Annotated in this window: 21 protein-coding genes and 1 riboswitch; of the genes, 8 read left to right on the forward strand and 13 right to left on the reverse strand. The window is 62.3% G+C overall.

All coding sequences use genetic code 11. The features are described from left to right. Positions 1-24: 24 nt before the first annotated feature. The 5 genes from xerC to ERD78_RS14455 are packed head-to-tail and all read right to left on the reverse strand — an operon-like array spanning position 25 to position 4,476. Positions 25-972, reverse strand: coding sequence for a tyrosine recombinase XerC (gene xerC, locus ERD78_RS14435; RefSeq protein WP_129970013.1), 948 nt, complete (start codon positions 970-972; stop codon positions 25-27). Positions 973-989: 17 nt separating this feature from the next. Then, entirely contained in the window at positions 990-1,664 is a 675-nt protein-coding gene (locus ERD78_RS14440) for a DUF484 family protein (RefSeq protein WP_129970014.1), read from the reverse strand. Next, positions 1,661-2,572, reverse strand: a complete 912-nt coding sequence (gene dapF / locus ERD78_RS14445) for a diaminopimelate epimerase (protein WP_129970015.1) — start codon at positions 2,570-2,572, stop codon at positions 1,661-1,663. The genes ERD78_RS14440 and dapF overlap by 4 nt, the downstream gene beginning before the upstream one ends. A 27-nt stretch (positions 2,573-2,599) precedes the next feature. Beyond that, positions 2,600-3,490, reverse strand: coding sequence for a lysophospholipid acyltransferase family protein (locus ERD78_RS14450; RefSeq protein WP_129970016.1), 891 nt, complete (start codon positions 3,488-3,490; stop codon positions 2,600-2,602). Continuing rightward, positions 3,487-4,476 (reverse strand): lysophospholipid acyltransferase family protein, encoded by a 990-nt coding sequence (locus ERD78_RS14455; RefSeq protein ID WP_129970017.1) that lies wholly within the window; start codon positions 4,474-4,476, stop codon positions 3,487-3,489. The genes ERD78_RS14450 and ERD78_RS14455 overlap by 4 nt, the downstream gene beginning before the upstream one ends. Before the next feature lie 242 nt (positions 4,477-4,718). Here ERD78_RS14455 and metK point away from each other — a divergent pair, with 242 nt between their 5' ends. From metK to metF, 5 genes are all read left to right on the forward strand, one after another. Then, positions 4,719-5,882: a methionine adenosyltransferase gene (gene metK / locus ERD78_RS14460; protein ID WP_129970018.1), complete on the forward strand. Its 1,164-nt coding sequence runs from the start codon at positions 4,719-4,721 to the stop codon at positions 5,880-5,882. A gap of 115 nt (positions 5,883-5,997) precedes the next feature. Continuing rightward, the gene (locus ERD78_RS14465) at positions 5,998-6,210 is read left to right on the forward strand and encodes a DUF1289 domain-containing protein (RefSeq protein ID WP_245152491.1); all 213 of its coding nucleotides are present in this window, start codon (positions 5,998-6,000) and stop codon (positions 6,208-6,210) included. 82 nt (positions 6,211-6,292) lie between these two features. Beyond that, a riboswitch (S-adenosyl-L-homocysteine riboswitch) is annotated at positions 6,293-6,391 on the forward strand. A gap of 74 nt (positions 6,392-6,465) precedes the next feature. Further along, positions 6,466-7,884 (forward strand): adenosylhomocysteinase, encoded by a 1,419-nt coding sequence (ahcY, locus tag ERD78_RS14470; protein WP_129970020.1) that lies wholly within the window; start codon positions 6,466-6,468, stop codon positions 7,882-7,884. Between the two features lie 68 nt (positions 7,885-7,952). Then, a complete protein-coding gene (locus ERD78_RS19920; RefSeq protein WP_209020004.1) occupies positions 7,953-8,288 on the forward strand; it encodes a phage holin family protein in 336 nt (111 codons plus the stop codon). Beyond that, complete coding sequence (metF, locus tag ERD78_RS14475) at positions 8,285-9,127, forward strand: methylenetetrahydrofolate reductase [NAD(P)H] (RefSeq protein WP_209020006.1); 843 nt, start codon at positions 8,285-8,287, stop codon at positions 9,125-9,127. Before ERD78_RS19920 ends, metF begins: the two co-directional genes overlap by 4 nt. A gap of 7 nt (positions 9,128-9,134) precedes the next feature. Here the strand turns inward: metF and ERD78_RS14480 are convergent, their stop codons facing one another. Continuing rightward, positions 9,135-9,767, reverse strand: coding sequence for a 5-formyltetrahydrofolate cyclo-ligase (locus tag ERD78_RS14480; RefSeq protein ID WP_129970022.1), 633 nt, complete (start codon positions 9,765-9,767; stop codon positions 9,135-9,137). A gap of 19 nt (positions 9,768-9,786) precedes the next feature. Between ERD78_RS14480 and ERD78_RS14485 the strand changes: the two genes are divergently transcribed. After that, the gene (locus ERD78_RS14485; RefSeq protein WP_371734599.1) at positions 9,787-11,976 is read left to right on the forward strand and encodes a lytic transglycosylase domain-containing protein; all 2,190 of its coding nucleotides are present in this window, start codon (positions 9,787-9,789) and stop codon (positions 11,974-11,976) included. Next, positions 11,973-13,172 (forward strand): tRNA nucleotidyltransferase/poly(A) polymerase-related protein, encoded by a 1,200-nt coding sequence (locus tag ERD78_RS14490; protein ID WP_280634119.1) that lies wholly within the window; start codon positions 11,973-11,975, stop codon positions 13,170-13,172. Before ERD78_RS14485 ends, ERD78_RS14490 begins: the two co-directional genes overlap by 4 nt. An 87-nt stretch (positions 13,173-13,259) precedes the next feature. On the opposite strand, the gene ERD78_RS14495 is transcribed toward ERD78_RS14490, so the two are convergent. The 7 genes from ERD78_RS14495 to ERD78_RS14520 all read right to left on the reverse strand — a co-directional run bounded on the left by ERD78_RS14495 (position 13,260) and on the right by ERD78_RS14520 (position 19,567). Continuing rightward, positions 13,260-14,438 (reverse strand): class I SAM-dependent methyltransferase, encoded by a 1,179-nt coding sequence (locus ERD78_RS14495; protein WP_129970149.1) that lies wholly within the window; start codon positions 14,436-14,438, stop codon positions 13,260-13,262. After that, a complete protein-coding gene (locus tag ERD78_RS19795; RefSeq protein WP_167668943.1) occupies positions 14,438-14,608 on the reverse strand; it encodes a hypothetical protein in 171 nt (56 codons plus the stop codon). The genes ERD78_RS14495 and ERD78_RS19795 overlap by 1 nt, the downstream gene beginning before the upstream one ends. A 30-nt stretch (positions 14,609-14,638) precedes the next feature. Continuing rightward, positions 14,639-16,249 (reverse strand): DEAD/DEAH box helicase, encoded by a 1,611-nt coding sequence (locus ERD78_RS14500; protein ID WP_129970024.1) that lies wholly within the window; start codon positions 16,247-16,249, stop codon positions 14,639-14,641. 387 nt (positions 16,250-16,636) lie between these two features. Further along, entirely contained in the window at positions 16,637-17,092 is a 456-nt protein-coding gene (locus tag ERD78_RS14505) for an HIT family protein (RefSeq protein WP_129970025.1), read from the reverse strand. After that, on the reverse strand, positions 17,089-17,877 hold the full coding sequence (trpC, locus tag ERD78_RS14510; RefSeq protein WP_129970026.1) for an indole-3-glycerol phosphate synthase TrpC: 789 nt from the start codon (positions 17,875-17,877) through the stop codon (positions 17,089-17,091). Before trpC ends, ERD78_RS14505 begins: the two co-directional genes overlap by 4 nt. A 54-nt stretch (positions 17,878-17,931) precedes the next feature. Then, positions 17,932-18,963 (reverse strand): anthranilate phosphoribosyltransferase, encoded by a 1,032-nt coding sequence (gene trpD / locus ERD78_RS14515; protein ID WP_129970027.1) that lies wholly within the window; start codon positions 18,961-18,963, stop codon positions 17,932-17,934. 40 nt (positions 18,964-19,003) lie between these two features. After that, positions 19,004-19,567, reverse strand: a complete 564-nt coding sequence (locus ERD78_RS14520) for an aminodeoxychorismate/anthranilate synthase component II (protein WP_129970150.1) — start codon at positions 19,565-19,567, stop codon at positions 19,004-19,006. An 897-nt stretch (positions 19,568-20,464) separates the two neighbouring features. Here ERD78_RS14520 and lldP point away from each other — a divergent pair. Further along, the gene (gene lldP, locus ERD78_RS14525) at positions 20,465-22,153 is read left to right on the forward strand and encodes an L-lactate permease (protein WP_129970028.1); all 1,689 of its coding nucleotides are present in this window, start codon (positions 20,465-20,467) and stop codon (positions 22,151-22,153) included.

The following is a 22,153-nucleotide window of genomic DNA, read 5'->3' on the forward strand; positions in this document are numbered from 1 at the left end:
TGTGTCTGCTGCGAGATTTTCGGATCAGCGCCGCCGTGCGCGTGGGTGCGCCTTGTCGTATGCCTGGGCTAGATGCTGGAAGTCCAGGCGAGTATAGATTTGCGTTGTGGAAATATTCGCATGGCCAAGCAGCTCCTGCACAGCGCGAAGATCCTGAGCCGACTGCAGCATGTGGCTGGCGAAGCTGTGCCGCAGGCTGTGCGGATGGACATGTACCGGCAGCCCGGCCTGCACCGCCAGCTTTGCCAACTGCAATTGCACGACACGCGGGCTAATGCGGCGCCCACGCGCGCCCAGGAACAGCGCGGCGTTGGTGTCGGGATCCCCATGGCCCTTGAGCAGTTGCCCGCGCAGGGCCAGCCACCGTACGGTGGCCGCAATGGCCTTGCTGCCCAGCGGCACGCTGCGTGTCTTGCCGCCTTTGCCGCGTACGATGGCTTCCTTTTCTTCCAACTGTATCCAGCTCTGCGATTCGTAGCCAGCCTGGCGCACAGGCTGCCGGTCAAGGCTCACAAGCTCGGCCAGGCGCAACCCGCTTGAGTACAGAATCTCGAACATGGCCTGATCGCGGCAAGCCACGGGGCCGTCCGGTTCGGGCAGGCCTGGCCGGTCAAGCAGTACCTGTGCCTGCTCGACGGACAAGGCCTTGGGCAAGCTACGCGGCACCTTGGGCGCATGAACGCCCGCCGCCGGGTTTGCTTCCAGCCCGATGCGCGGCGCCCACCATTGATAGAACCCGCGCCACGCGGCCAGGGCGCGTGCGAGGCTGCGCGGCTTGTGGCCCTGGGCATGCAACCTGGCGATGGCCTGCCGGATATGGCTCTCGGTGATGTCCGCCAGATCGGTTGAGGGATGGCAGACGAGCAGATGATGCAGATCCTGCCGGTAGCCTGAGAGCGTATGTGCGGAATAACGGCGGTTGCCCTCCAGGTGCGCCAGCCATGCTTCCATGGCCGGGGGTAGGGCATGCATGACGCGCCTCTCCCTGCTCAGGCGCCCGCAGGCTGTTGCAGGCGCGACAGGCTGGCACTGGCCAATCGGTTGATGGTGTCCAGGAAGACGGTGCCCATGTCCGGTGTGAAACGCTCGGGATCGTCTGAGCCCAGGACCAGCAGGCCGATTGGCTCGTCGGCGGAGCTGCGACGCAGTGCCACGATGGCCAGCGATGCCGGTGGGGTTCCCAGCCAGCCCGCCGCTTCGTGGTCATTTAGCGGACCGCAATAAGGCTCGATGAGATTTCGGGCGTAGGTGCGGATCTCGGGTGTGACGTCCTGGGCGAACTCGCTTTCGCCCAGCCGGGGGAGGTCCCAGAGGCGCAGGGCGATGGCAGGCAGATCGAAGATGTCGCTAAGACTGCGCACGATATGGCCGGGTATCTGGGCCGCATCGTCTTCGGCCAGCATGCGGCCACACCAGTCGGTGAGTGTGCTGCTGATTTTCTCATTGCCACTGGCGTTGTGAACCAGCCCAGATAATCTCCATTCCAGATCCTTGGCGCGCGCGCGCAAGGTCAGGATCTGCCGCTCCCCCAGCGATATGGCGCGCGTCTCGTTCGGGTGGGGAACGCGCAGATTGGCGAACAGATCGGCGTGATCGGTAAAGAACGACGGGTTTTCCTGCAGGAACAGGGCAATATCTTCTGCGGACAGGCTTTCTGCGTTCATCGGTTCAGGGCTACCTTGGAAGAGAGTTGTTCGGTGAGAGCGTCGATATCGACCTGGCCGGAGAAAACCGTGGCGGCGGGTCCGCTCATGCGCAGCACCTCGCCGTCCCAGGCGACGGTCAGTACGCCTCCGTGCGTCTGGACTCGCACCGGGCTCTCGAGCAGGCCGCGCCGGATGCCCGCCGCGACGGCGGCGCAGGCGCCCGTGCCGCATGCGAGTGTTTCGCCCGCGCCGCGTTCGTATACGCGCAGCGCAATATTGTGCCGGTCGACGATCTGCATGAAGCCGGCATTGACGCGATTCGCGAAACGGGGATGGGATTCGATGATGGGGCCCGTGGCTGCGACAGGCGCGGTGCGCACATCGTCCACCACCTGTACGGCGTGGGGATTGGAAATGCCGACCAGGGACAGTACCGCGTCTCCGTGCCCGGCCAGTGGGAGCGTATAGACGGTATCGTTGCCGATCTGCGCGGTTTGCAGGCCGTTGCTGTCGAATGCCACGGCCTGCGGGCCGAAACGGGTCTGGCCCATTTCGGCGGACACGCCGTCGGGATCGGTGCTGTCGAGCGTGATGAGGCCAGTGCTGATTTCCGCGCGCAGCGGGTTGCGTCGCGACAGCCCCTGTTCGTGCACGAATCGCACGAAACAGCGGGCTCCGTTGCCGCAGTGCTCGACTTCGCTGCCGTCCGCGTTGAAAATGCGGTAGCGGAAATCGGCGTCGGGGTGATGCGGCGCCTCGACCAGCAGCAACTGATCGGCACCTACCCCGAAATGACGGTCGGCCAGCGCACGCGCGCGCTCCGGCGTCATTTGAATGTCTTGCCGGACGCCGTCGAGCACCACGAAATCGTTGCCCGCACCGTGCATTTTCACGAAATTCCAGATCATGGCTGCATTATCGCGGATTGGCGTGGATTTGTCCGCCGAGTGTTGTCAATACAGCGATTTTTCGCCTTCGGGGCGCGTCTTGAAGCGCCGGTGCACCCAGTAGTACTGCGCCTCGTCTTCGCGCACCCAGTCTTCTATCAGCCGGTTGACGCGGGCGGTGGCTTCTTCCTGGGTCTGGTCGCCGGGAAAGTCCTCCAGCGGCGGCAGAACACGGACTTGATAGCGGCCCGTTTTTTCATCAAGCCGGCTGACAATCGGCACAATGGCCGCGTCCCAGGCGCGTGCGATCTGGGCTGTGGTGGGGAGCGTGGCGGCCTGCACGCCAAAGAAGGGGACGAAGATTGCCCCCCTGCGGCCGAAGTCCATATCGGGCAGGTAATACACGGGGATGCCGTTGCGCAGGTGGCGTATCAGGCCGCGGACACCCTCCTTGCGGGCCACCAGGTGCACGGTATGGAAGCGGCCGCGGCCTTCACGCACGAGGCGATCGATGTCGGCGTCGCTCTGCGGCGTGTACATGGTGGCCGATTCGGTAAGATGCATCGTCAGCCGGGTGGCCGCGGCATCCAGCCCGATGAAGTGCGGGGCCAGGAGGATAATTCGCTTTTGCGTGGCCAGGAGCTTGTCCAGATGCGCCAGGCCATCGATGGCAACAGTATCGAGGATGGCTTGGCGCGAGCCGAACCAGCACAGGCCGCGGTCGACCACCGACTGCGCGAGTAGATGAAAGTGGCGCCGCAGCAGGCGCTCCCGCGAGGCCTGATCGCGCTCGGGAAAACACAGGGCCAGATTGGTGCGGACAATGTGCGCGCGCGACCGGATGAGTCTCGCGGCAAGCCATCCCAGCGCGCGGCCCGAGCGCAGCCGCATGGATGTGGAGCAGCGCCCGAAATAGCCGAATATACCGCGCAACAGGCCCAACTTGGAGAACGTCATGTGTGCTCCCGCAGATCGTGCTTCTCCGCATCGGGTGCGCAGGCGTCTTCGGCGCGGGCCTGCGCCGCCGCCGGGCCGTTGCCTGGGGCCGCACCCTCGGGCAGCGTTTGAGCCGTTTCGGCGCGCCGCTGGGCCTGTGCCAGTTTCTCGGGACTGGGGGGCGCTCCCTCGGGTGTTTTATAACGGCTGTAGCTCCAGAGATACTGCTCGGGAAATCGCCGTATCAGGGTTTCCATGGCGGTGTTGATGCTGGCGGCCAGCTCAGCCGGTGAGGTGGGCAGCGGTTCGGGAAGACGCAGGTAATGAATGCGCCAGCCCTGGCCGCGCGGCAGGCGTTCTCCCGCCGTCAGAATGACCGCAACGCCGGTCTGGAGCGCGAGCCGGCCGGCAAGCGTCATGGTGTAGGCATGGCGCCCGAAGAAAGGCGCCCAGACGCCCTCGCCGCCGCTGGGCACTTGGTCGGGCAGCATGCCGACGGCCTCGCCGCGCCGCAGCGTACGCACGAATTCGCGCACGCCCTTCATATTGGCCGGCACGGCCTTCAGGCCCGACATGTTGCGCGCCTGCTCCATGACCGGTTCGAGCATGGCCTCGCGAGGCGGCCTGTACATGACCGTAATGGGGCCGTATTGCAACAGATAGCGCGCCGTGATTTCGAAACAGCCCAGGTGGGGCGTAAGATAAAGCACACCCCGGCCTTCGGCCAGCGCTTCGCGCACCACGCTGTCGTCGGCGCTGCAGGTCTGCGCCAGGCACCGGCGGGTACGCAGCCAGACCCTGGGCGTTTCCATGATCATGGCGCCCGTTTCCGCCGCCGCGCGGCGCATGAAACGCGCGTCCGGGTACCCCGCCTGCCGCGCATTGGCCTGCAGGCGCTTTCGGTATCGCCCTGGCCAGGCATAGATTGCCCGGCCCGCGAGCCGCCCGATTCCCTGCAGAAGCGGTAGCGGCACGCGGGCCAGAAAATGAAACAGAGCCAGGAGCATAGGCCGGCAAACCCTTTACGGAATAAGTGAATTACGATGGAGTCGTCTATTTTCGCTTAAAATGGCAAGCATCGCTGAGTTAACCGACAACTTGCGGGGCGATGGCTCCTGCCGCGGGCGGGGCCGAAAATCCGCTAAAGCGTCGCGCCCTGATTTCCCTGCTGCGCAGATGTCCGAGGTGCAACGCGTTCCGTTCAACCTCCTTACTGGCCTTATGCCAGCGTTTTATAGGACGTATCGCTGTGGCAAATAACGATTTTCTGTTTACTTCCGAATCCGTCTCCGAAGGTCACCCCGACAAGGTCGCCGACCAGATTTCCGACGCCATTCTTGACGCCATTTTCACCCAGGACCCCAATGCGCGGGTTGCGGCCGAAACGCTGTGCAACACCGGCTTGGTTGTGCTTGCCGGCGAAATCACCACGACGGCCAGCGTCGATTACATACAGGTTGCGCGCGACACCATCAAGCGCATCGGCTACGACAATACCGAATATGGCATCGATTACAAGGGATGCGCGGTGCTGGTGGCCTATGACAAGCAGTCTCCCGACATTGCGCAGGGCGTGGACCGCAGCAGCGAGGAGCACCTGAATCAGGGCGCCGGGGACCAGGGCCTGATGTTCGGCTACGCCTGCGACGAAACCCCCGACCTCATGCCTGCCCCGATTTGGTATGCCCATCGTCTGGTGCAGCGCCAGAGCGAACTGCGTAAAGACGGCCGTCTGCCATGGCTGCGTCCGGACGCCAAGTCGCAGGTCACGTTCCGCTATATCGACGGGCGGCCCGCTGAGGTCGACACTGTGGTGCTGTCCACCCAGCATGCGCCGGATATCAGCCAGGCCGATATCCGGGAAGCCGTTATCGAGGAGATCATCAAGCCCAGCTTTGCCGATGGCCTGCTCACGCCAAAAACGAAATTCATGGTCAATCCGACCGGGGTGTTTGTCATCGGCGGCCCGCAAGGCGACTGCGGCCTTACCGGCCGCAAAATCATCGTGGATACATACGGCGGTGCATGCCCTCATGGCGGTGGCGCCTTTTCAGGCAAGGATCCTTCCAAGGTCGACCGCTCGGCGGCTTATGCGGCCCGCTACGTGGCCAAGAATATCGTTGCAGCAGGCCTGGCGCGTCAGTGCCAGGTACAGGTCAGCTATGCCATTGGCGTTGCCGAGCCCATCAATATCACGGTTTACACCGAAGGCACTGGCATCATCCCCGACGATCAGATTGCACGCCTGGTGCGTGAAAACTTCGATCTGCGCCCCAAGGGCATCATCAATATGCTGGACCTGCTTCGCCCCATCTATGCCAAGACGGCGGCGTACGGCCATTTTGGCCGCGCGGAGCCTGAATTCAGCTGGGAGGCCGCCGACAAGGTCCAGGTGCTCAAGCAGGCCGCGTAAACCCATGGATATTACCGAAGCACGCCGTTTCCAACCCTATCCGGACACGCAGGCCAAGCAGGGCCCGGCGTCCGGTTCGGGCGGCGCTTCGGTGCCCTCGTCGCCGCAAGCGGCGTTGCCCGCTTCATCCAGCGAAGCCCAGTCCCGCAGCCTGTCAGTATCCGATTCTCCCTGCGTGGCAGTCTGCTCCACGCTTTACGACGAGATCTGCCGGGGTTGCGGCCGCACGGCCATGGAAGTGGCAAACTGGGTGTTTCTGGACGAGGAAGAGAAGCGCCGGGTCTGGGAGCGCATCACAGCACAGGGCTATCCGCGCCGCAAAGGGTAGTCTTCCGCCTGGCCTGTCGCATGCGCCATGGGAGGCGTGTGCCTTGCCGTCCGATATCCGCTAAAATCCTTCCTACCGTCTATTTCCTGAGGAGCGCTGCAACGGTGTCGGAGGCTGGGCTTGTGCCGGCTCCACCCGCTAGGCTCAGGAATCCTTCTTGCTACAACGGCGCTCATCGTTACCCTGTACGGGCACAGATGAGCGCTTTTATCGTTGTGCGCGCCGGTCCGATACAGGTTTATGGGAATCATTGCCATGAATACTGTTGCCGAAGCTACATTCACCGATTACAAGATCGCCGACATTGCGTTGGCAGGCTGGGGCCGTCGCGAAATCGCCATTGCCGAAACCGAGATGCCCGGCTTGATGGCCACGCGCGAGGAATACGCGACCGCCAAGCCGCTGAAAGGCGCACGCATTGCGGGCAGTCTGCACATGACGATCCAGACGGCTGTGCTGATCGAAACCCTCAAGGCGCTGGGTGCCGAGGTGCGCTGGGCCTCCTGCAATATCTTCTCCACGCAGGACCACGCGGCGGCCGCCATCGCAGCCGGCGGTACGCCCGTCTTTGCCATCAAAGGCGAGTCGCTGGAAGATTACTGGCGGTACACCCATCAGATATTCAACTGGCCAGAAGGCCGGCATGCCAACATGATTCTGGACGATGGCGGCGATGCCACCCTGCTGCTGCATTTGGGCGCCCGGGCCGAAGGCGATGCATCGGTGCTCGCCAATCCGGGCAGCGAAGAAGAGCGTGTGCTGTTTGCCGCCATCAAGGCGCAGCTCGCGAAAGATCCCAAGTGGTATTCCACGCGCCTGAGCCAGATCAAGGGCGTCACCGAGGAAACCACCACGGGTGTACACCGGCTGTACCAGATGTCGCGCAAGGGCGAGCTCGCCTTCCCGGCCATCAACGTCAACGATTCGGTGACCAAATCCAAGTTCGACAACCTCTATGGCTGCCGGGAGTCGCTGGTCGATGGCATCAAGCGCGCCACCGATGTCATGGTTGCCGGCAAGATCGCCGTGGTCTGCGGTTTCGGCGATGTCGGCAAGGGTTGCGCCCAGGCCCTTGCCGCCTTGCGCGCGCAGGTATGGGTTACAGAGGTCGATCCCATCTGCGCCCTGCAGGCATCCATGGAAGGCTATCGTGTGGTTACGCTGGATGAGGCCGCCGACAAGGCCGACATCGTCGTCACCGCCACCGGCAACTACCACGTCGTTACGCGCCAGCACATGGAGCGCATGAAAGACCAGGCCATCGTCTGCAATATCGGCCACTTCGACAACGAAATCGACGTCGCATCCATCGAAAACTTGCAGTGGGAGGAAATCAAGCCGCAGGTCGACCATGTGATTTTCCCCGACGGCAAGCGCATCATCCTGCTGGCCAAGGGGCGCCTGGTCAACCTGGGCTGCGCGACCGGGCATCCTTCCTTCGTCATGTCGGCTTCGTTTACTAACCAGACCATCGCCCAAATCGAGCTGTTTACGCGTGGCGGCGAGTACAAGACGGGAGAGGTCTATGTCCTGCCCAAGCATCTCGATGAAAAAGTGGCGCGGCTGCACCTGAAGAAGCTGGGTGTCAATCTGACCGCCCTGCGCCCCGAGCAGGCCGACTACATCAATGTGCCGGTCCAGGGCCCCTACAAGCCGGATCATTACCGGTATTGACGCACACGCGGCCCGGCGGCGCGTAGCGTGCCGGGCCTCAAGCAGGTTCTTAACCAAGGAGCATCAACATGGAATTGATACTTGTCTGGATTTTGAATGCAGTGGCACTGCTTATCGTGGCCTATATCCTGCCGGGTATCACAGTGGCCTCTTTCGGATCGGCCCTGGTGGCGGCGCTGGTGCTGGGGCTGCTCAATACGCTGGTCAAGCCTGTGTTGGTGCTGCTGACGCTGCCCATTACCATTGTTACGCTGGGGCTGTTTCTGCTGGTGCTCAACGCATTGGTCTTCTGGTTCGTCGGTTCGGTGCTCAAGGGCTTCCAGGTCAATGGCTTCTGGTGGGCGCTGCTTGGCGCCATCGTCTACAGCATCGTGTCAGGTCTTCTTTCAAGGTTATTGAGTTGAAACGCAGCAAGCAGGCGATCAGCCTCGAATTCTTTCCGCCGCGGGACATCGCGGCCCAGGAAAAACTGGTTCGCTCGGCCAAGCAGCTGCTGGCCCTGCAGCCGGAATACGTCAGCGTTACGTTCGGCGCGGGCGGTTCAACCCGCAGCGGCACGGCTGACACCGTACAACTGCTGCAGAATCTCGGCTGCAGCGCGGCGCCGCACTTGTCGTGCATCGGCGCAAGCCGTGCCATGTTGACGGATATTCTCGATTCCTATCGTGCCAAGGGCATACGCCGCATCGTTGCGCTGCGCGGCGATATGCCATCGGGTATGGGCGGCGATGCGGGCGAACTGCACCATGCCAGCGACTTGGTTGCCTTCATCCGCGAGCACAGCGGGGACTGGTTCCACATCGAGGTGGCTGCCTACCCCGAAACACACCCGCAGGCCGATGGCGCGCGGTCTGATCTCCATCATTTCGTGTCCAAGGTGAAGGCGGGCGCCAACAGCGCCATCACGCAGTATTTTTTCAATCCCGACGCCTATTTCGATTTTGTCGATCGCGCCCGCGCGGCCGGCGTCACGGTGCCCATCGTGCCGGGCATCATGCCTATTACCAACCACACGCAACTGGTCAGATTCTCGACCATGTGCGGCGCGGAAATTCCACGCTGGATACGCTTGCGCCTGGCCGACTTCGGCGACGACAGGGCATCCATAAGGGCGTTCGGCACCGAGATCGTGGGACGCATGTGCCAGCATTTGCTGGATGGCGGCGCGCCAGGCCTGCATTTTTATACGCTCAACAACGCCGAAGCCACGCAGGGGATATGGCGGCAGTTGCGATTGGCCTGAGATCAGGCTACGCAATGACGGGGGCGGGCACGGCCCAGCCCTTGTCAGTCAGGATGCTGTCCAGCCGGTAATCGTGCGGCTCGGGCGCATGGCTATCGCCGGAGAGGTCGCCAGTGGCCCAGGCGATGCCGATGGACGTGAAAGCATGACCCTGTTCGCGCAAGGCTGCCAGCGTGCGGTCGTAATAGCCTTTGCCGTAGCCCACGCGGTCTCCCTGCCGGGTATATCCCAGCGCAGGCACCAGAATGATGTCCGGCGGCGGCGCGATTTCGCCGGCCGGCTCATGTATGCCATAGGCGCCCGGCTGCATGGGAGCGTCCGGCGTCCAGATACGGAATTGCAACGGCGCGCCCGCCACCGTGACGACAGGCAGCGATACGCGGTATCCTTCTTCTTCAACCCATTGCTGCAACAGGGGCAGCAGGCTGGGTTCTTCGTCCAGGGGCCAGAACGCCGCAATATTTTCCGGCACGGGCCTGCCCGCTTCGCGCAGGCGCGTGCGGGTCGTGGCCAGCCAGGTGTACAGGCGCCCCCGGATCAAAAGAGCTCCGCGGCTGCGCTCCACCGGGTCCATGGCTGCGCGCCGTTGTTTCAGGCGCGTACGCAGCGGTGTCGCATTGTTTCGTGTACTGTCATTCATGAGCTGTAAGTGGGGTCGAATGAAGAAGTTATCCAATAGGCAACGGTATCAGAAATCCAGGCCTATGTCCGACGTCCGCCAGTCCGCGCGTCTCGAGTTGTGCGCTGCGGCGATACTCTCCATTGCGTTGCTGGGCTGCTCGGGGCCAGAGCCTGCATCGGCTGCTCGCACCAGCGATGGCGTGCTTGCCGGAGGCGGACAGGGCGTTGCGGCCTCGCCGGGCGGCGCGGGCGCGCTGGATATGGCGGGCTCGATGCAGGTCGCTTCATTGCAGGCTGTGGCGCCGGTAGCGTCCGACGGAGCAGGCAAGGACGAAACCGTCAAGCTGATCACGCCTCCTCATGCAAGGCAGGCCTTGCTGGAGGCATACGAAGCCAAGAAGGACAAGGACTGGGACCAGCTCCAGACCGTATTGCAGGATGCGGCGTCCGATCCGGTGCTGGGCGCCTATCCCGAGTACTGGGCGCTGCATCACGCGCTCATCGATCAGAACCAGTCCATCCCCGCTGATCGCATCCGCGATTTCATCCAGCGCAACGCGGGAAGCTATCTGGCCGACCGGCTCAAGGGCGACTGGATCATCACGGCAACGCGCGAGGGCAATTACGCGCTTGCCGCCAGCCTGGCTCCATTGGTCAATAGCAACTCCAGCGAGTTGTGCGCCTTGCTGCTTGCGCAGCACATGACCGGACAGACGGTGTCTGCCAGCGAGGCGCTGGATACCTTCAAGCCGAATCGCGACTGCTGGTCCATGCTGGACGGGCTTGCAAGCGCCAAGGTGGTGGGCTGGGACCAGCTCGAGCCTGCGCTGCGCGAAATACTGGAAACCAACAAGATAGGCAATGCGCGGCGCATGGCTGCGTTGATGTTCGACGGTCGCGAGATGGCGGACTTCAATGCGATCATGAAGAACCCCAAGCGCTGGCTGTCCAGGCAAAAGAAGCCGGAGGGGCGCGCGCAGACGGAGCTGGTCACCATTGCCCTGTCCCGCATGGCCTATGGCGACGACCGTATACCCAATGCCGGTTATGTGCAGGCGCAATGGGCCGGGCGGCTGCCGAAATCGAATATGGAATGGGTCTGGAGCCAGTTCGGGCTGGTAGCCGCGCTCAATGTGGAGCTTGATGCCGCCAAATGGTACCGGCGCTCGGGTAGTGGCCCCATGACCGACTACAACCACGCGTGGCGGGTGCGCGCCGAATTGCGGCAGCCCACCATAGATTGGAAGCAGGTGCATGGGGCCATACTGCGCATGTCGGATCGACAGGCGGCCGAGCCGGTGTGGATGTACTGGGATGGACGCGCCCTCGCCGCCCTGGGCAAGCAGGCCGACGCGGTGCGCAAGTACCAGGCCATCGCGCATGAGCTTGATTTCTACGGGCAGTTGGCCAGTGAAGAGCTTGGCTACACGCCATCCCTGCCGCCGGCGCCCAGGCCGGTAACCCAGGCCGAGCTGAAAGAAGCCCGCGCCAATCCGGGCCTGCAGCGTGCAATTGCCATGTTCGATCTCGGATGGCGTCCCGATGCCGTGTATGAATGGAGCTATGCCATACGCGGACTGAACGACCGGCAACTGCGCGCGGCGGCCGAGGTCGCTCGCCAGGAGCATATCTACGACAGAGTGGTGAACACATCGCTGCTCACGCAGGGCGAGATCGATTTTTCGCAGCGCTTTATTGCTCCGTTCGAAGGCCGCGTCACAGCAAAGGCCCGGCTCATCAATCTGGATCCCGCATGGGTGTACGGACTCATCCGCCAGGAGTCCCGCTTCATCATGAACGCCCGGTCGCACGTGGGCGCTTCGGGGTTGATGCAGCTCATGCCGGCCACGGCGCGGTGGGTGGCCAAGAAAATAGGCATGGTCGATTTCACGCTTGCATCGGTCAACGATTTCGAGACCAACACCATATTGGGCACCAACTACCTGAACATGGTGCTGCAGGACCTGAACGGATCAGAGGTGCTGGCAACGGCGGGCTACAATGCGGGCCCGCGCCGCCCCATGCAATGGCGGTCCAAGCTGGCGGCGCCGGTGGAGGGCGCTATCTTCGCGGAAACAATTCCGTTCACGGAGACGCGCCTGTACGTCAAGCATGTCATGTCCAATGCCACGTATTACGCAATGCTCTTCACCGGGCAGCCTCAATCGCTCAAGTCCCGCCTGGGTACCGTCCGCCCTGAACCCGACCGGAAGGTGGATCTGCCTTGACGGGCTCAATACGCAGGCAGCCCGGGAGTCCCGACCCTGCGGTGGGTCTGGATGCCTACATTGTGGGAGGGGCGGTCAGGGATCGCTTGCTGGGGCTTCCCGCCGGTGACCGCGACTGGGTGGTCGTGGGCGCCACGCCAGAGGAGATGGCCCGGCGCGGCTTCATGCCAGTTGGTGGCGATTTTCCTGTCTTCCTTCATCCCCATACCAAGGAGGAGTATGCCTTGGCTCGCACCGAGCGCAAGTCGGGGCGCGGCTATAAAGGGTTCACCTTTCATACCGGCACTGACGTTACGCTGGAAGACGACTTGTGCCGCAGGGACTTGACCATCAACGCCATTGCGCAGCGCGGGGATGGGCAACTGATCGATCCGCTGGGCGGCCAGTCGGACCTGCGCCAGCAGGTGCTGCGGCATGTCGGCGATGCGTTCGTCGAGGACCCTGTGCGCTTGCTGCGGCTGGCAAGATTCGCCGCGCGGTTCAGCGACTTTTCCGTAGCCCCGGAAACCATGGCGCTTGCCCGCCGGCTGGTTGCGCAAGGTGAGGTGGATGCGTTGGTGCCGGAGCGGGTCTGGCGGGAGATGGCCAAGGGGCTGATGACGGCACATCCCGAGCGCATGTTCGATGTGTTGCAGCAGGCAGGCGCGCTCGAACATATTCTGCCGGGCCTGGCGTTCGCATTGCATGAAACGGGTGCCGAGCTGGCGCGGGCAGCGCAGGCAGGGCTGGATCTGCCATCGCGGTTTGCCCTGCTTGTCCGGCGCTCTCGGGAACCCGCGCAGATAGGCCGTCGTGTGCGCGCGCCTGCCGTGTGCATCGACTACGCGAGACTGCTGCCGGGCTTGCTGCATGACCTGAATGAGCCCGCCGGGACGCGGGGAGAAGCCACAGGCGATGGCCAGGGCATGGCTGGCGCGCATACGCACGACATGCCGGCCGGTGCGTCTGCGGTGGCCGAACATAATCTCGCGCTGTTGTCCCGATGCGATGCCGTGCGGAAGCCTGAACGCTTTCTCGCCCTGCTCGGTGCGATTGCCTGCGTACAGCCCGTGGCGCTTCAGCAGTGGCAGGCGCGGCTGGACGCTGTGCGTGGCATTGATGCGGGCGCCATTGCCGCAGGCCTGAAAGGCCAGCCAGAGGAAATCAAGCATGCGCTGCGGCGGGCTCGACTTTCTGCACTGGTGCAGACGGGTTGACCGAAAGCGCGCCCGACCGCCTCGGTTTGCCCGCAGCGACGCCGGATGACCTGCAGCGCTACCTGCCAGCGGCGTGGCCGTCCATGGCTAGAGACGATTGCGTCGGTCGCCGCGTGCGAAGCCCAGTAGCGGCATGTCCACATCGCGGCCTATGGCAAGCACCTTGAACAATTCGCCCATTTCGGCTTCCGACAGCAGTTTTTGCGCTGCGGCCAGCGTGGCGGCTTGCGAGCGATCCATTGCGCTGGCGCGCATCAGCAGATCGGGCAGCCCGGCGTTCATCAGAAAGCGGGCCTGCGATGTATAGCCAAGCACATCCAGGCCGCCATCCAGCGCCGCATCGGCCATGGCCGTGAAGTCCACATGCGCGGTGATGTCCTGCAAGCCGGGATATATCAGTGGCTCGCCATGCGCGTGATGGCGAAAGTGGCACATCAGCGTGCCTTCCGCGCGTTGTGGATGATAATACTCGGCCTGCGGGAATCCGTAATCGATCAGCAGCGCCGCGCCCCGCTCTAGCCATTGGCCCATCTGTCTGATCCAGGCCTCAGCCTGGACGTTGATCTCCGACCGGTAACCAGGCAGCGGTGGCATACGTGCCGCCACAGCCTTCTGCAAGTCCATGGCGGCCGGGCGCAACGCCAGTTCGAAGTCCGCAGAAGATGCATCGTGAAGCCGCACGCCGACCTCCATGAGCCGCCCTTCGTCGTCCCACTGGAATAGCGTGGCAGGCATGGCATCGAGTACCTCGTTGGCGAGGACGCAGCCGCGAAAAGAGGTCGGCAAGGCGTCCAGCCAGGTCACATCGGCGTGGATCTCATTCAGGCGCGTCTGTTGACGCACCCTGAGATCGGCGGAAACGTCCAATATGCAGTAGGACGGTTCCAGGCCCAGGTCGCGCAGGGCGGGTATAAGCGAAGCGGCCAATGCGCCAGAGCCCGCCCCGAATTCCAGTATCTGGTTGGATTCGCAGGCCTGCATCACCTGTGCTGCCTGACGCGCTAGCGCCTGTCCGAAAACCGGTGAAAGCTCGGGTGCCGTGGTGAAATCGCCGACAGGCAGTTCGCCGCCGAACTTTGTGCTGCCAGCAGCGTAATAACCCAGTCCGGGCGCGTAAAGCGCCAGATGCATCCATTGTTCAAAAGGCAGAAAACCATCGGGCGCCGCCTGTACGGCCTTCGCCAGGAAGGCGGCCACGGCGCGGCTGTGTGCGGCGCTGGCGCCGTCGGGCGCCGGCAGGCCGGATGGAAGCTTGGACGACTGCATCACTTGCGCTTCTCCCGTCGGTTCAGCATCCAGAGCGAATGGCCCATGGATACCAGAAAGCCCAGCAGCAGGCCGGCGCCCAGCGCTATGACGTAGTTGTCCAGCGCCACCCACAGGGGCAGGGACAGCATGAAGGAGAGCAGCAGAGGTTTACGGACTAGCTGTTTCACGCCGCCATTGTAGCGAAGGGCCGTAGTGCGTCAGCCGGCGTAGCTTCCCCTGCGTGAGCCCGTGTCGCGGCGGCTGGCGCCGCTGCGGGATCCGAAGCTGGGACGCGTGGCGCGTGTCGAAGGGCGTTCGGGCTTGCCTGCAAAGCCGCTTCGGCCTTCCTGATCGCGTCGTCCATAGGCTGCGGATTTCTTGCCGGCGTGTTCCGGGCGGCTACGGCGCCCATCCCTTTCCATGCCACCGTCAACGCCGCGTTTGCCGCTGAAGTCAGACTTGGCGGCGTGGCCAGCCTTACCCAAGGTGCCCGGCTTGACCGAGACGCCCGGTTTGCCGGCAAAGCCAGCTCTGTCTGAGTATTCTGCCTTGTCACCAGCGCGGGATTTGCCGCCCCATGCGGGCTTGCCGGCATATGCCTGCTTGCCGCCGGCGCCCGGCTTTCCGCCAAAACCGCCTTTGCCGCGCCCGCCCTTGCCTTTGCGGTCGGTGTAGGTGGGACGCACTGATCGCGTGGGTTCCAGGCCTGCGATGACCTCGGCGGGAATGGGTTGGCCGATGAAATGCTCGATGCGGCGCACTTTATGGCGTTCCGCATGGGTGGCCAATGTATAGGCCTGTCCGTGGCGCCCGGCGCGGCCCGTGCGTCCAATGCGATGAACGTAGTCTTCCGCCTGCATAGGCAGATCGAAGTTGAAGGCATGGCTGATGCCTTGCACATCTATGCCGCGCGCGGCGACGTCGGTGGCAACCAGGATACGCACCCGACCCTTTTGCAGCAGGCCGAGCGTGCGGGTGCGCTGGCGTTGGTTCATGTCGCCGTGCAGCGCGGCGGCTGCAAAGCCGTTGTCCGCCAGTCTGTCGGCCAGATCGTCCGCACCGCGCTTGGTGGCCGTGAACACAATGGCCTGATCCAGATTGGCGTCACGCAGCAGGTGGTCGAGCAGACGCAGTTTGTGGCTGTTGTCGTCCGCATAAAGCAGGCTTTGCGTGATGTTGTCGTGCTTCTGGCGCTGGCCGGAAATTTCGATGCGCTGGGGATCGCGCATCATTTTGCCGGCCAGCTTGGCAATTGTGCCATCGAGCGTGGCCGAGAACAGGAGCGTCTGGCGGCTGGCGGGCGTTCGGGCCACGATGTTTTCGATGTCCTCGATGAAGCCCATGTCCAGCATGCGGTCGGCCTCGTCCAGAACGAGTGTATGGACGGTGGATAGATTGACGCGCCGCGCCTGCAGGTGGTCAATCAGGCGGCCGGGCGTGGCCACCAGCACGTCGAGACGGCGCGACAGCGCCTTGATCTGTGCGCCATAGGGCATGCCGCCCACCATGACGGCCGTGCGCAGGCCGGCTATATGCGCCCCGTAGTCGCGGGTGGCGTCAGCCACCTGCATGGCCAGCTCACGGGTGGGGGTCAGCACCAGCACCTGCACCCCCGCCCCCTTGTTGGCGGGCATGCCGGCGATGCGTTGGAGCGCCGGCAGCATGAAGGCGGCGGTCTTGCCGCTGCCTGTCTGGGACGAGACCATCAGGTCGTGGCCGGCAAGTGCCTTGGGTATGGCGGCAGCCTGGACGGAAGTGGGATCGGTGAAGCCGGTTTTCTGGATGGCGGACAGTAGGTTGGGTGCGAGACCCAGGTTTTCGAAAGACATGAGTATCCTTGGCCGCACATAGCGGCGGACATAAGCGGGGGCTCGGGAGCGAGTAGGCCCGTACGCAGGTTGACTGGAGCATCGTGCCGACCGAATCAACCCAAAATGCCGCGTCGTATGTGAACGCGATGCAAGGCCAGGAGGTCAGGGAGCGATGGCGTGCGGCATGGGTGCTTGAAGAATGCAACTGCTAAGACACAGCCTGATGGGGCTGCATGAGAATGCCGACGCTAACTTTGCAGTGCCGGCATTATAGTGGCAGAATCGTTCGGGGTAAACCCTTATGTTGTCCAACGTACACACTGCCGGTGCGAAACGCATGCGAAAGGAAGGACATCGCAGCTTGAAAACCAAAGATGAGGCTTTGGAGGTGCACGCCGCGCGCGTTCAGCGTATGGCCGCCAGCGCGCCGTGCAAGGCCTCCCGGTAGACGGGGAGCAGGGCGTCAATGCGGCTTTTCTCCTCATGCCATGCCTGGATGGCCTGGGGTGCGCGGCCGGGCGCTGATGCCCAGATGGCTTCCGGAAACAGCGGATCGGCCTCCCAGCGGGGAATCACATGCCAATGTACATGCGGCACCATATTGCCGAACTCGGCCAGATTCACCTTGTGCGGCCTGAGAACCTTGCGCTGCATGGCCTCGACCAGCCAGACGGCGTTCATGATCTCGTTGCGGGCGCTCGCCTGTAGTTGCGTCATTTCCGCCACATGGTCCGCCCAGATGACGCGTGTATAGCCGGGGTGCAGGTCATGCGCCACAAGAATGATGCGCACTCTGTCATTGTGCCAGATGACGTCTTCGGCCGCGTCGCGCCGGCACAGCGGGCAGTCGTTCTGGCTCAAGCGAACAGCTCCTGCAGGGCAACGCCTGGATCGGGTGCACGCATGAATGTCTCGCCGATGAGAAAGGCATGCACGCCGTGCTCACGCATGGTGGCGACGTCTTGAGGCGTGGAGATGCCGCTTTCCGTGATCACGCGCTTGCCTTCGGGAATGTCATCCAGAAGATCCAGCGTGTTCTTCAGCGATGTATCGAAGGTGCGCAGATTGCGATTGTTGATGCCCAGCAGGGGCGTCTTCAATTGCAGCGCCACGTCGAGCTCCTTGCGGTCGTGGACCTCGACAAGCACGTCCATATCGAGTTCGGTGGCTACATCCTCGAATTCCTTGAGCTGGCCGGCCGTCAGCGCCGCCACGATGAGTAGAACGCAATCGGCCCCGAGCGCCCGCGCATGGACGATCTGGTAAGGATCGATAATGAAATCCTTGCGGAGCACGGGCAGGGGACATGCGGCCCTGGCCTGGCGTAGGTAGTCGTAGGAGCCCTGGAAGAACTGCACATCGGTGAGCACCGACAGGCACGCGGCGCCGTGCGCGGCATAGGATGTCGCGATATCAACAGGGTTGAAGTGCTCGCGGATCACGCCCTTGGAAGGCGAGGCCTTCTTGATTTCGGCTATGACGCCGGGTTTTGCGCGTGCGATCTTTTCCTCGATTGCACGCGCAAAACCGCGCAGATCCTTGCGGCTCTTGGCTTCGCGCAATACGTCTGACTCGCTGCGCATTTGCCGGGCCGTTGCCACTTCGGCTTTCTTGGTTTCGAGTATCTTGGCGAGTATGTCATTCATCGGATTCTGCTCCGGTAACCTTTCCGAACAGGGCCAGGAGGGGCGGGTGGACGGTCATTTTCTCAATGCGTCCGTGTACGCGCGGAACTCCTCCAGCTTGGCGCGCGCCGCGCCGCTGGCTATGGCTTCGAACGCCAGCTTGAGGCCCTCTTCGATGGAGTCGGCCTGATTGCCGGCATAGATGGCCAGGCCAGCGTTAAAGCCAACGATATCACGAGCAGGCCCGGCCGCGTTCTCGAGCGATTCGAGGACCAGCGCCGCCGATTCCCGGCGATTGGACACCTTCAGGGAGCGATTGGATACCATGGTCATGCCGTAATCCTCGGGATGGATTTCATATTCACGCACCTGGCCGTCGCGCAGCTCTCCCACCATGGTCGATGCGCCCAGCGATGCTTCGTCCATGCCGTCCTTGCCGTGCACGATAAGGACATGACGGGATCCCAGCCTTTCCAGCACGCGCACCTGAATGCCGACGAGGTCGGGGTGGAATACCCCCATAAGCTGGTTGGCGGCCCGCGCGGGGTTCGTCAAAGGTCCCAGGATATTGAAGATGGTGCGTACGCCCAGTTCCTTGCGCACAGCCGCGACGTTTTTCATGGCGCCATGGTGCGCGGGTGCGAACATGAAACCTATGCCGCAGCGGTCTATGCTTTCCGCCACCTGCTCGGGGTCAAGCGTGATGTTCACGCCCAGCTCCTCCAGCACGTCGGCGCTGCCCGAGGAAGACGAGGCGCTGCGGTTGCCGTGCTTGGCGATCTTCACACCCTGCGATGCAGCCACGAACATTGCGGCGGTGGAAATATTGAATGTGTTGGAGCCGTCTCCGCCGGTGCCGCACATATCGAGCAGATCCTGTGGGTTGGATGTCTCGACCGGCAAGGCAAACTCGCGCATGACCTGAGCGGCGGCGGTGATCTCGCCTATGGTCTCCTTCTTGACGCGCAGCCCCATGATCAGCGCGCTTGCCAGTTGGGGGGACACCTCACCGCGCATGAGCAGCCGCATCAGATGAAGCATCTCATCGTGGAAGATCTCGCGGTGTTCGATGCAGCGGGCCAGCGCTTCATTTGGAGTGATGGTCACGGTGATTCCTTTGTTTGAATTATTCGATGGCATGGTGGCGTTACAGTTCCAGGAAATTTTTCAGTAAGGCATGTCCATGTTCGCTAAGTATGGATTCCGGATGGAACTGTACGCCATACACGGGCAGCGTCTTATGACGCACGCCCATGATTTCGCCGTCATCCGTCTGCGCGGTAATTTCCAGGCAATCGGGTAGTGAGCGGCGTTCGATGGCGAGGGAATGGTAGCGCGTTACGGCATAGGGCGAGGGCAGGCCCTTGAAAACATCGGTGTTGCCATGGGTGATGCTGGATACCTTGCCGTGCATGATTTCCCGCGCGCGAACGATGTTGCCGCCATAGGCGGCCCCGATTGACTGATGCCCGAGGCATACCCCCAGCACCGGCCGCTTGCCTGCAAAGTGACGGATAAGCGCCACGGAGATCCCGGCCTCGGCGGGAGAACATGGGCCTGGCGACACGCAGATGCGCTCGGGGTTCATGGCGGCAATGTCTTCGACGGAGGCCTGATCATTGCGCACAACCTGCACCGTCTCGCCCAGTTCTCCGAAGTACTGCACCAGGTTGTAGGTAAACGAATCGTAGTTATCGAGCATCAGCAGCATGTCAGTTGCACCCGTGTGAAGTTGAATATTGATGGTCCTGGCGATGCTGATCGCGGTTCGCGGCACGGCTCAGGTCGGAAGGAGCGCGCCGTGGCCGTATGAGGGTGGTGCGATGGGACAAGCCGGAGCAAGCATATTTCGGGCCCGGCCTTGCGCGCACTGGCCGTAGGTCCTGCCTGGCCGGCGTGAACGGGATATCGGAAGGGTGAAAGCTTGAAAGCACTGACAATCTCCTGGGGTTGGAGCCGCCGTGCCGGGGAATTGTTTGATTTTGCGACCTGCCACCGGTACGGCGGCAGGATGCAGTATGAAACCGCAACGACATGCCGCTTCCTAGCGGAAGCGCCACCACTTAACAGCCTGGGTCGTAACGGTAGAGGTCATTGTGAATTCGGCCTAACTGATCTTCTGTGGCGTTGCGGCCTGTCCGCAAAGTTGGTCCACGGGCGCAATTGTAGCGCGCCGCCGAGTCGCTTGTCGAACGAAATTTAGGCCGCGCTTTCCGCGCATCCGCTTCTATGGCCGGGCATGAAGATTCTGGTGTTGCGGGTAACCCAGTTGCCGGGAAGGGGGGCGGCTCACACTGCGGGGATGGCTATCGTTTGCATTTTGGTAATACCAATTATGAGTGACTGTCTCATTGCGATCAGTTATTTTGCGAGTAATTAATTTTAGCTGAATTGACAGATAAAGAACTATAGATAACGTAAATAAAGGGTTTATTAGTCGTAATAAGGGTTAATACGGATGTGTCGATAGCGTTGACCACCTGGAAATATGCTCCCTATAATACGCGCCGGCATCCACAGCCACTATTTATGGTATGACCAATTTAGCAGCAGCCGGCTGCCGCGTATTGGTGCTATCCACATGTAAATTCGAGGAGTTTCAGGGAGTATGCACGAAATCTGGCAACAACTGTACGACCCGGCCGGCAATATCTGGGTATCCGCCTTTGTGGCGCTTATACCGATTCTATTTTTCTTTGTTGCTCTGGCCTGCCTGCGCATGAAGGGCCATGTGGCAGCCACGCTCACGGTGGCCATTGCATTGGCCGTGGCTTTGTTCTTCTACGACATGCCGGCATCGCACGCGCTGGCCGCCACGGTGTATGGATTCTTCTATGGCTTATGGCCGATTGCCTGGATCATTGTCGGCGCGGTGTTTCTATACAAGCTTTCCGTGCGCACCGGGCAGTTCAATATCATCCGCAATTCCATTCTTTCCCTCACCGAGGATCAGCGCCTGCAAATGCTGTTGGTGGGTTTCGCATTCGGGTCCTTCCTGGAAGGCGCAGCAGGCTTTGGCGCTCCGGTTGCAATCACCGCAGCGTTGCTCGTTGGCCTGGGCTTTCGTCCGTTGTACGCCGCGGGCTTGTGTCTCATTGTGAACACGGCGCCGGTGGCTTTCGGCGCCATGGGCATTCCCATCATTGTCGCCGGCCAAGTCACGGGGCTCGATCCATTTGCCATCGGCCAGATGGCCGGCCGCCAACTGCCGTTCCTGACGCTCATCGTGCTTTTCGTGATCATGGGCATTATGGATGGCTGGCGCGGCATCAAGGAAACCTGGCCAGCGGTGCTGGTGTCAGGGGGCAGCTTTGCTGTTACGCAGTACTTCACGTCCAACCACCTGGGGCCGGAATTGCCGGATATTACATCCGCGCTGGTGTCGCTTGTGGCGCTTACCCTGTTTCTTCGCGTATGGAGGCCGGCAAGCATCTTTCGCTTTTCCGGCGGTGTGCAAGAGGGTGTGGCGCATCTACCGCCTGGCGGCGGCATTGCGCGCGAAGCGGCGGATGCCTCGCGATTCTCCGTTGGCGCAGTGCTGAAGGCCTGGTCGCCATTCATTGTCCTCACGGTCATGGTGACGTTATGGAGCTTGCAGCCGTTTAAGAGCCTATTTGTGCCTGGCGGCGCGCTGCATGGCTGGGTCGTCCATGTCTCCGTGCCTTACCTTGATGGCCTGGTACAGAAAATGCCACCCATCGTGGACGCTGCCGCGCCCTACGATGCCGTATACAAGTTCGACTGGTTTTCCGCCACAGGTACGGCGATCTTCATCGCGGCACTGATCACGATCATGGCTGCACGCATGAAGCCGTCGGATGCGCTTTCGACGTTGAGCGATACATTCCGGGAGCTGGCCGTCCCCATTTATTCGATCGGCATGGTCCTGGCTTTTGCCTTTATCGCCAATTATTCCGGGCTGTCCGCCACACTGGCCCTTGCGCTCGCACACTCCGGTAAGGCCTTTACCTTTTTCTCACCCTTCCTGGGCTGGCTGGGCGTGTTCCTGACCGGCTCCGACACTTCGTCCAACGCATTATTCGCCGCCCTGCAGGCCGCAACCGCACACCAGATCGGCGTCCCCGAGGTGCTTCTCGTGGCGGCGAACACGACGGGGGGTGTAACCGGTAAAATGATCTCACCTCAATCGATCGCCATAGCCTGCGCCGCAGTGGGGTTGGTGGGTAAAGAGTCCGATCTGCTTCGTTTTACCGTCAAGTACAGCCTGATCTTCGCAGTGTTGATCGGCGCGTTGACGACGTTGCAGGCCTATGTGCTGCCCTGGATGATTCCATAA

Origin of the sequence: Allopusillimonas soli (assembly GCF_004153445.1) — a bacterium.
GTDB lineage: Bacteria > Pseudomonadota > Gammaproteobacteria > Burkholderiales > Burkholderiaceae_B > Allopusillimonas > Allopusillimonas soli.

Excerpts from the sequence above, each read along its gene's own strand:
- ERD78_RS19920 (WP_209020004.1), top strand. The coding sequence starts at position 7,953 with ATGGAATTGATACTTGTCTGGATTTTGAATGCAGTGGCACTGCTTATC.
- ERD78_RS14440 (WP_129970014.1), bottom strand. The coding sequence starts at position 1,664 with ATGAACGCAGAAAGCCTGTCCGCAGAAGATATTGCCCTGTTCCTGCAG.
- xerC (WP_129970013.1), bottom strand. The coding sequence starts at position 972 with ATGCATGCCCTACCCCCGGCCATGGAAGCATGGCTGGCGCACCTGGAG.
- ERD78_RS14500 (WP_129970024.1), bottom strand. The coding sequence starts at position 16,249 with ATGTCTTTCGAAAACCTGGGTCTCGCACCCAACCTACTGTCCGCCATC.
- ERD78_RS14455 (WP_129970017.1), bottom strand. The coding sequence starts at position 4,476 with ATGCTCCTGGCTCTGTTTCATTTTCTGGCCCGCGTGCCGCTACCGCTT.
- ERD78_RS14520 (WP_129970150.1), bottom strand. The coding sequence starts at position 19,567 with ATGCTGCTGATGCTCGATAACTACGATTCGTTTACCTACAACCTGGTG.
- ahcY (WP_129970020.1), top strand. The coding sequence starts at position 6,466 with ATGAATACTGTTGCCGAAGCTACATTCACCGATTACAAGATCGCCGAC.
- ERD78_RS14450 (WP_129970016.1), bottom strand. The coding sequence starts at position 3,490 with ATGACGTTCTCCAAGTTGGGCCTGTTGCGCGGTATATTCGGCTATTTC.
- ERD78_RS14480 (WP_129970022.1), bottom strand. The coding sequence starts at position 9,767 with ATGAATGACAGTACACGAAACAATGCGACACCGCTGCGTACGCGCCTG.
- lldP (WP_129970028.1), top strand. The coding sequence starts at position 20,465 with ATGCACGAAATCTGGCAACAACTGTACGACCCGGCCGGCAATATCTGG.
- trpC (WP_129970026.1), bottom strand. The coding sequence starts at position 17,877 with ATGAATGACATACTCGCCAAGATACTCGAAACCAAGAAAGCCGAAGTG.
- ERD78_RS14495 (WP_129970149.1), bottom strand. The coding sequence starts at position 14,438 with ATGCAGTCGTCCAAGCTTCCATCCGGCCTGCCGGCGCCCGACGGCGCC.
- ERD78_RS14485 (WP_371734599.1), top strand. The coding sequence starts at position 9,787 with ATGAAGAAGTTATCCAATAGGCAACGGTATCAGAAATCCAGGCCTATG.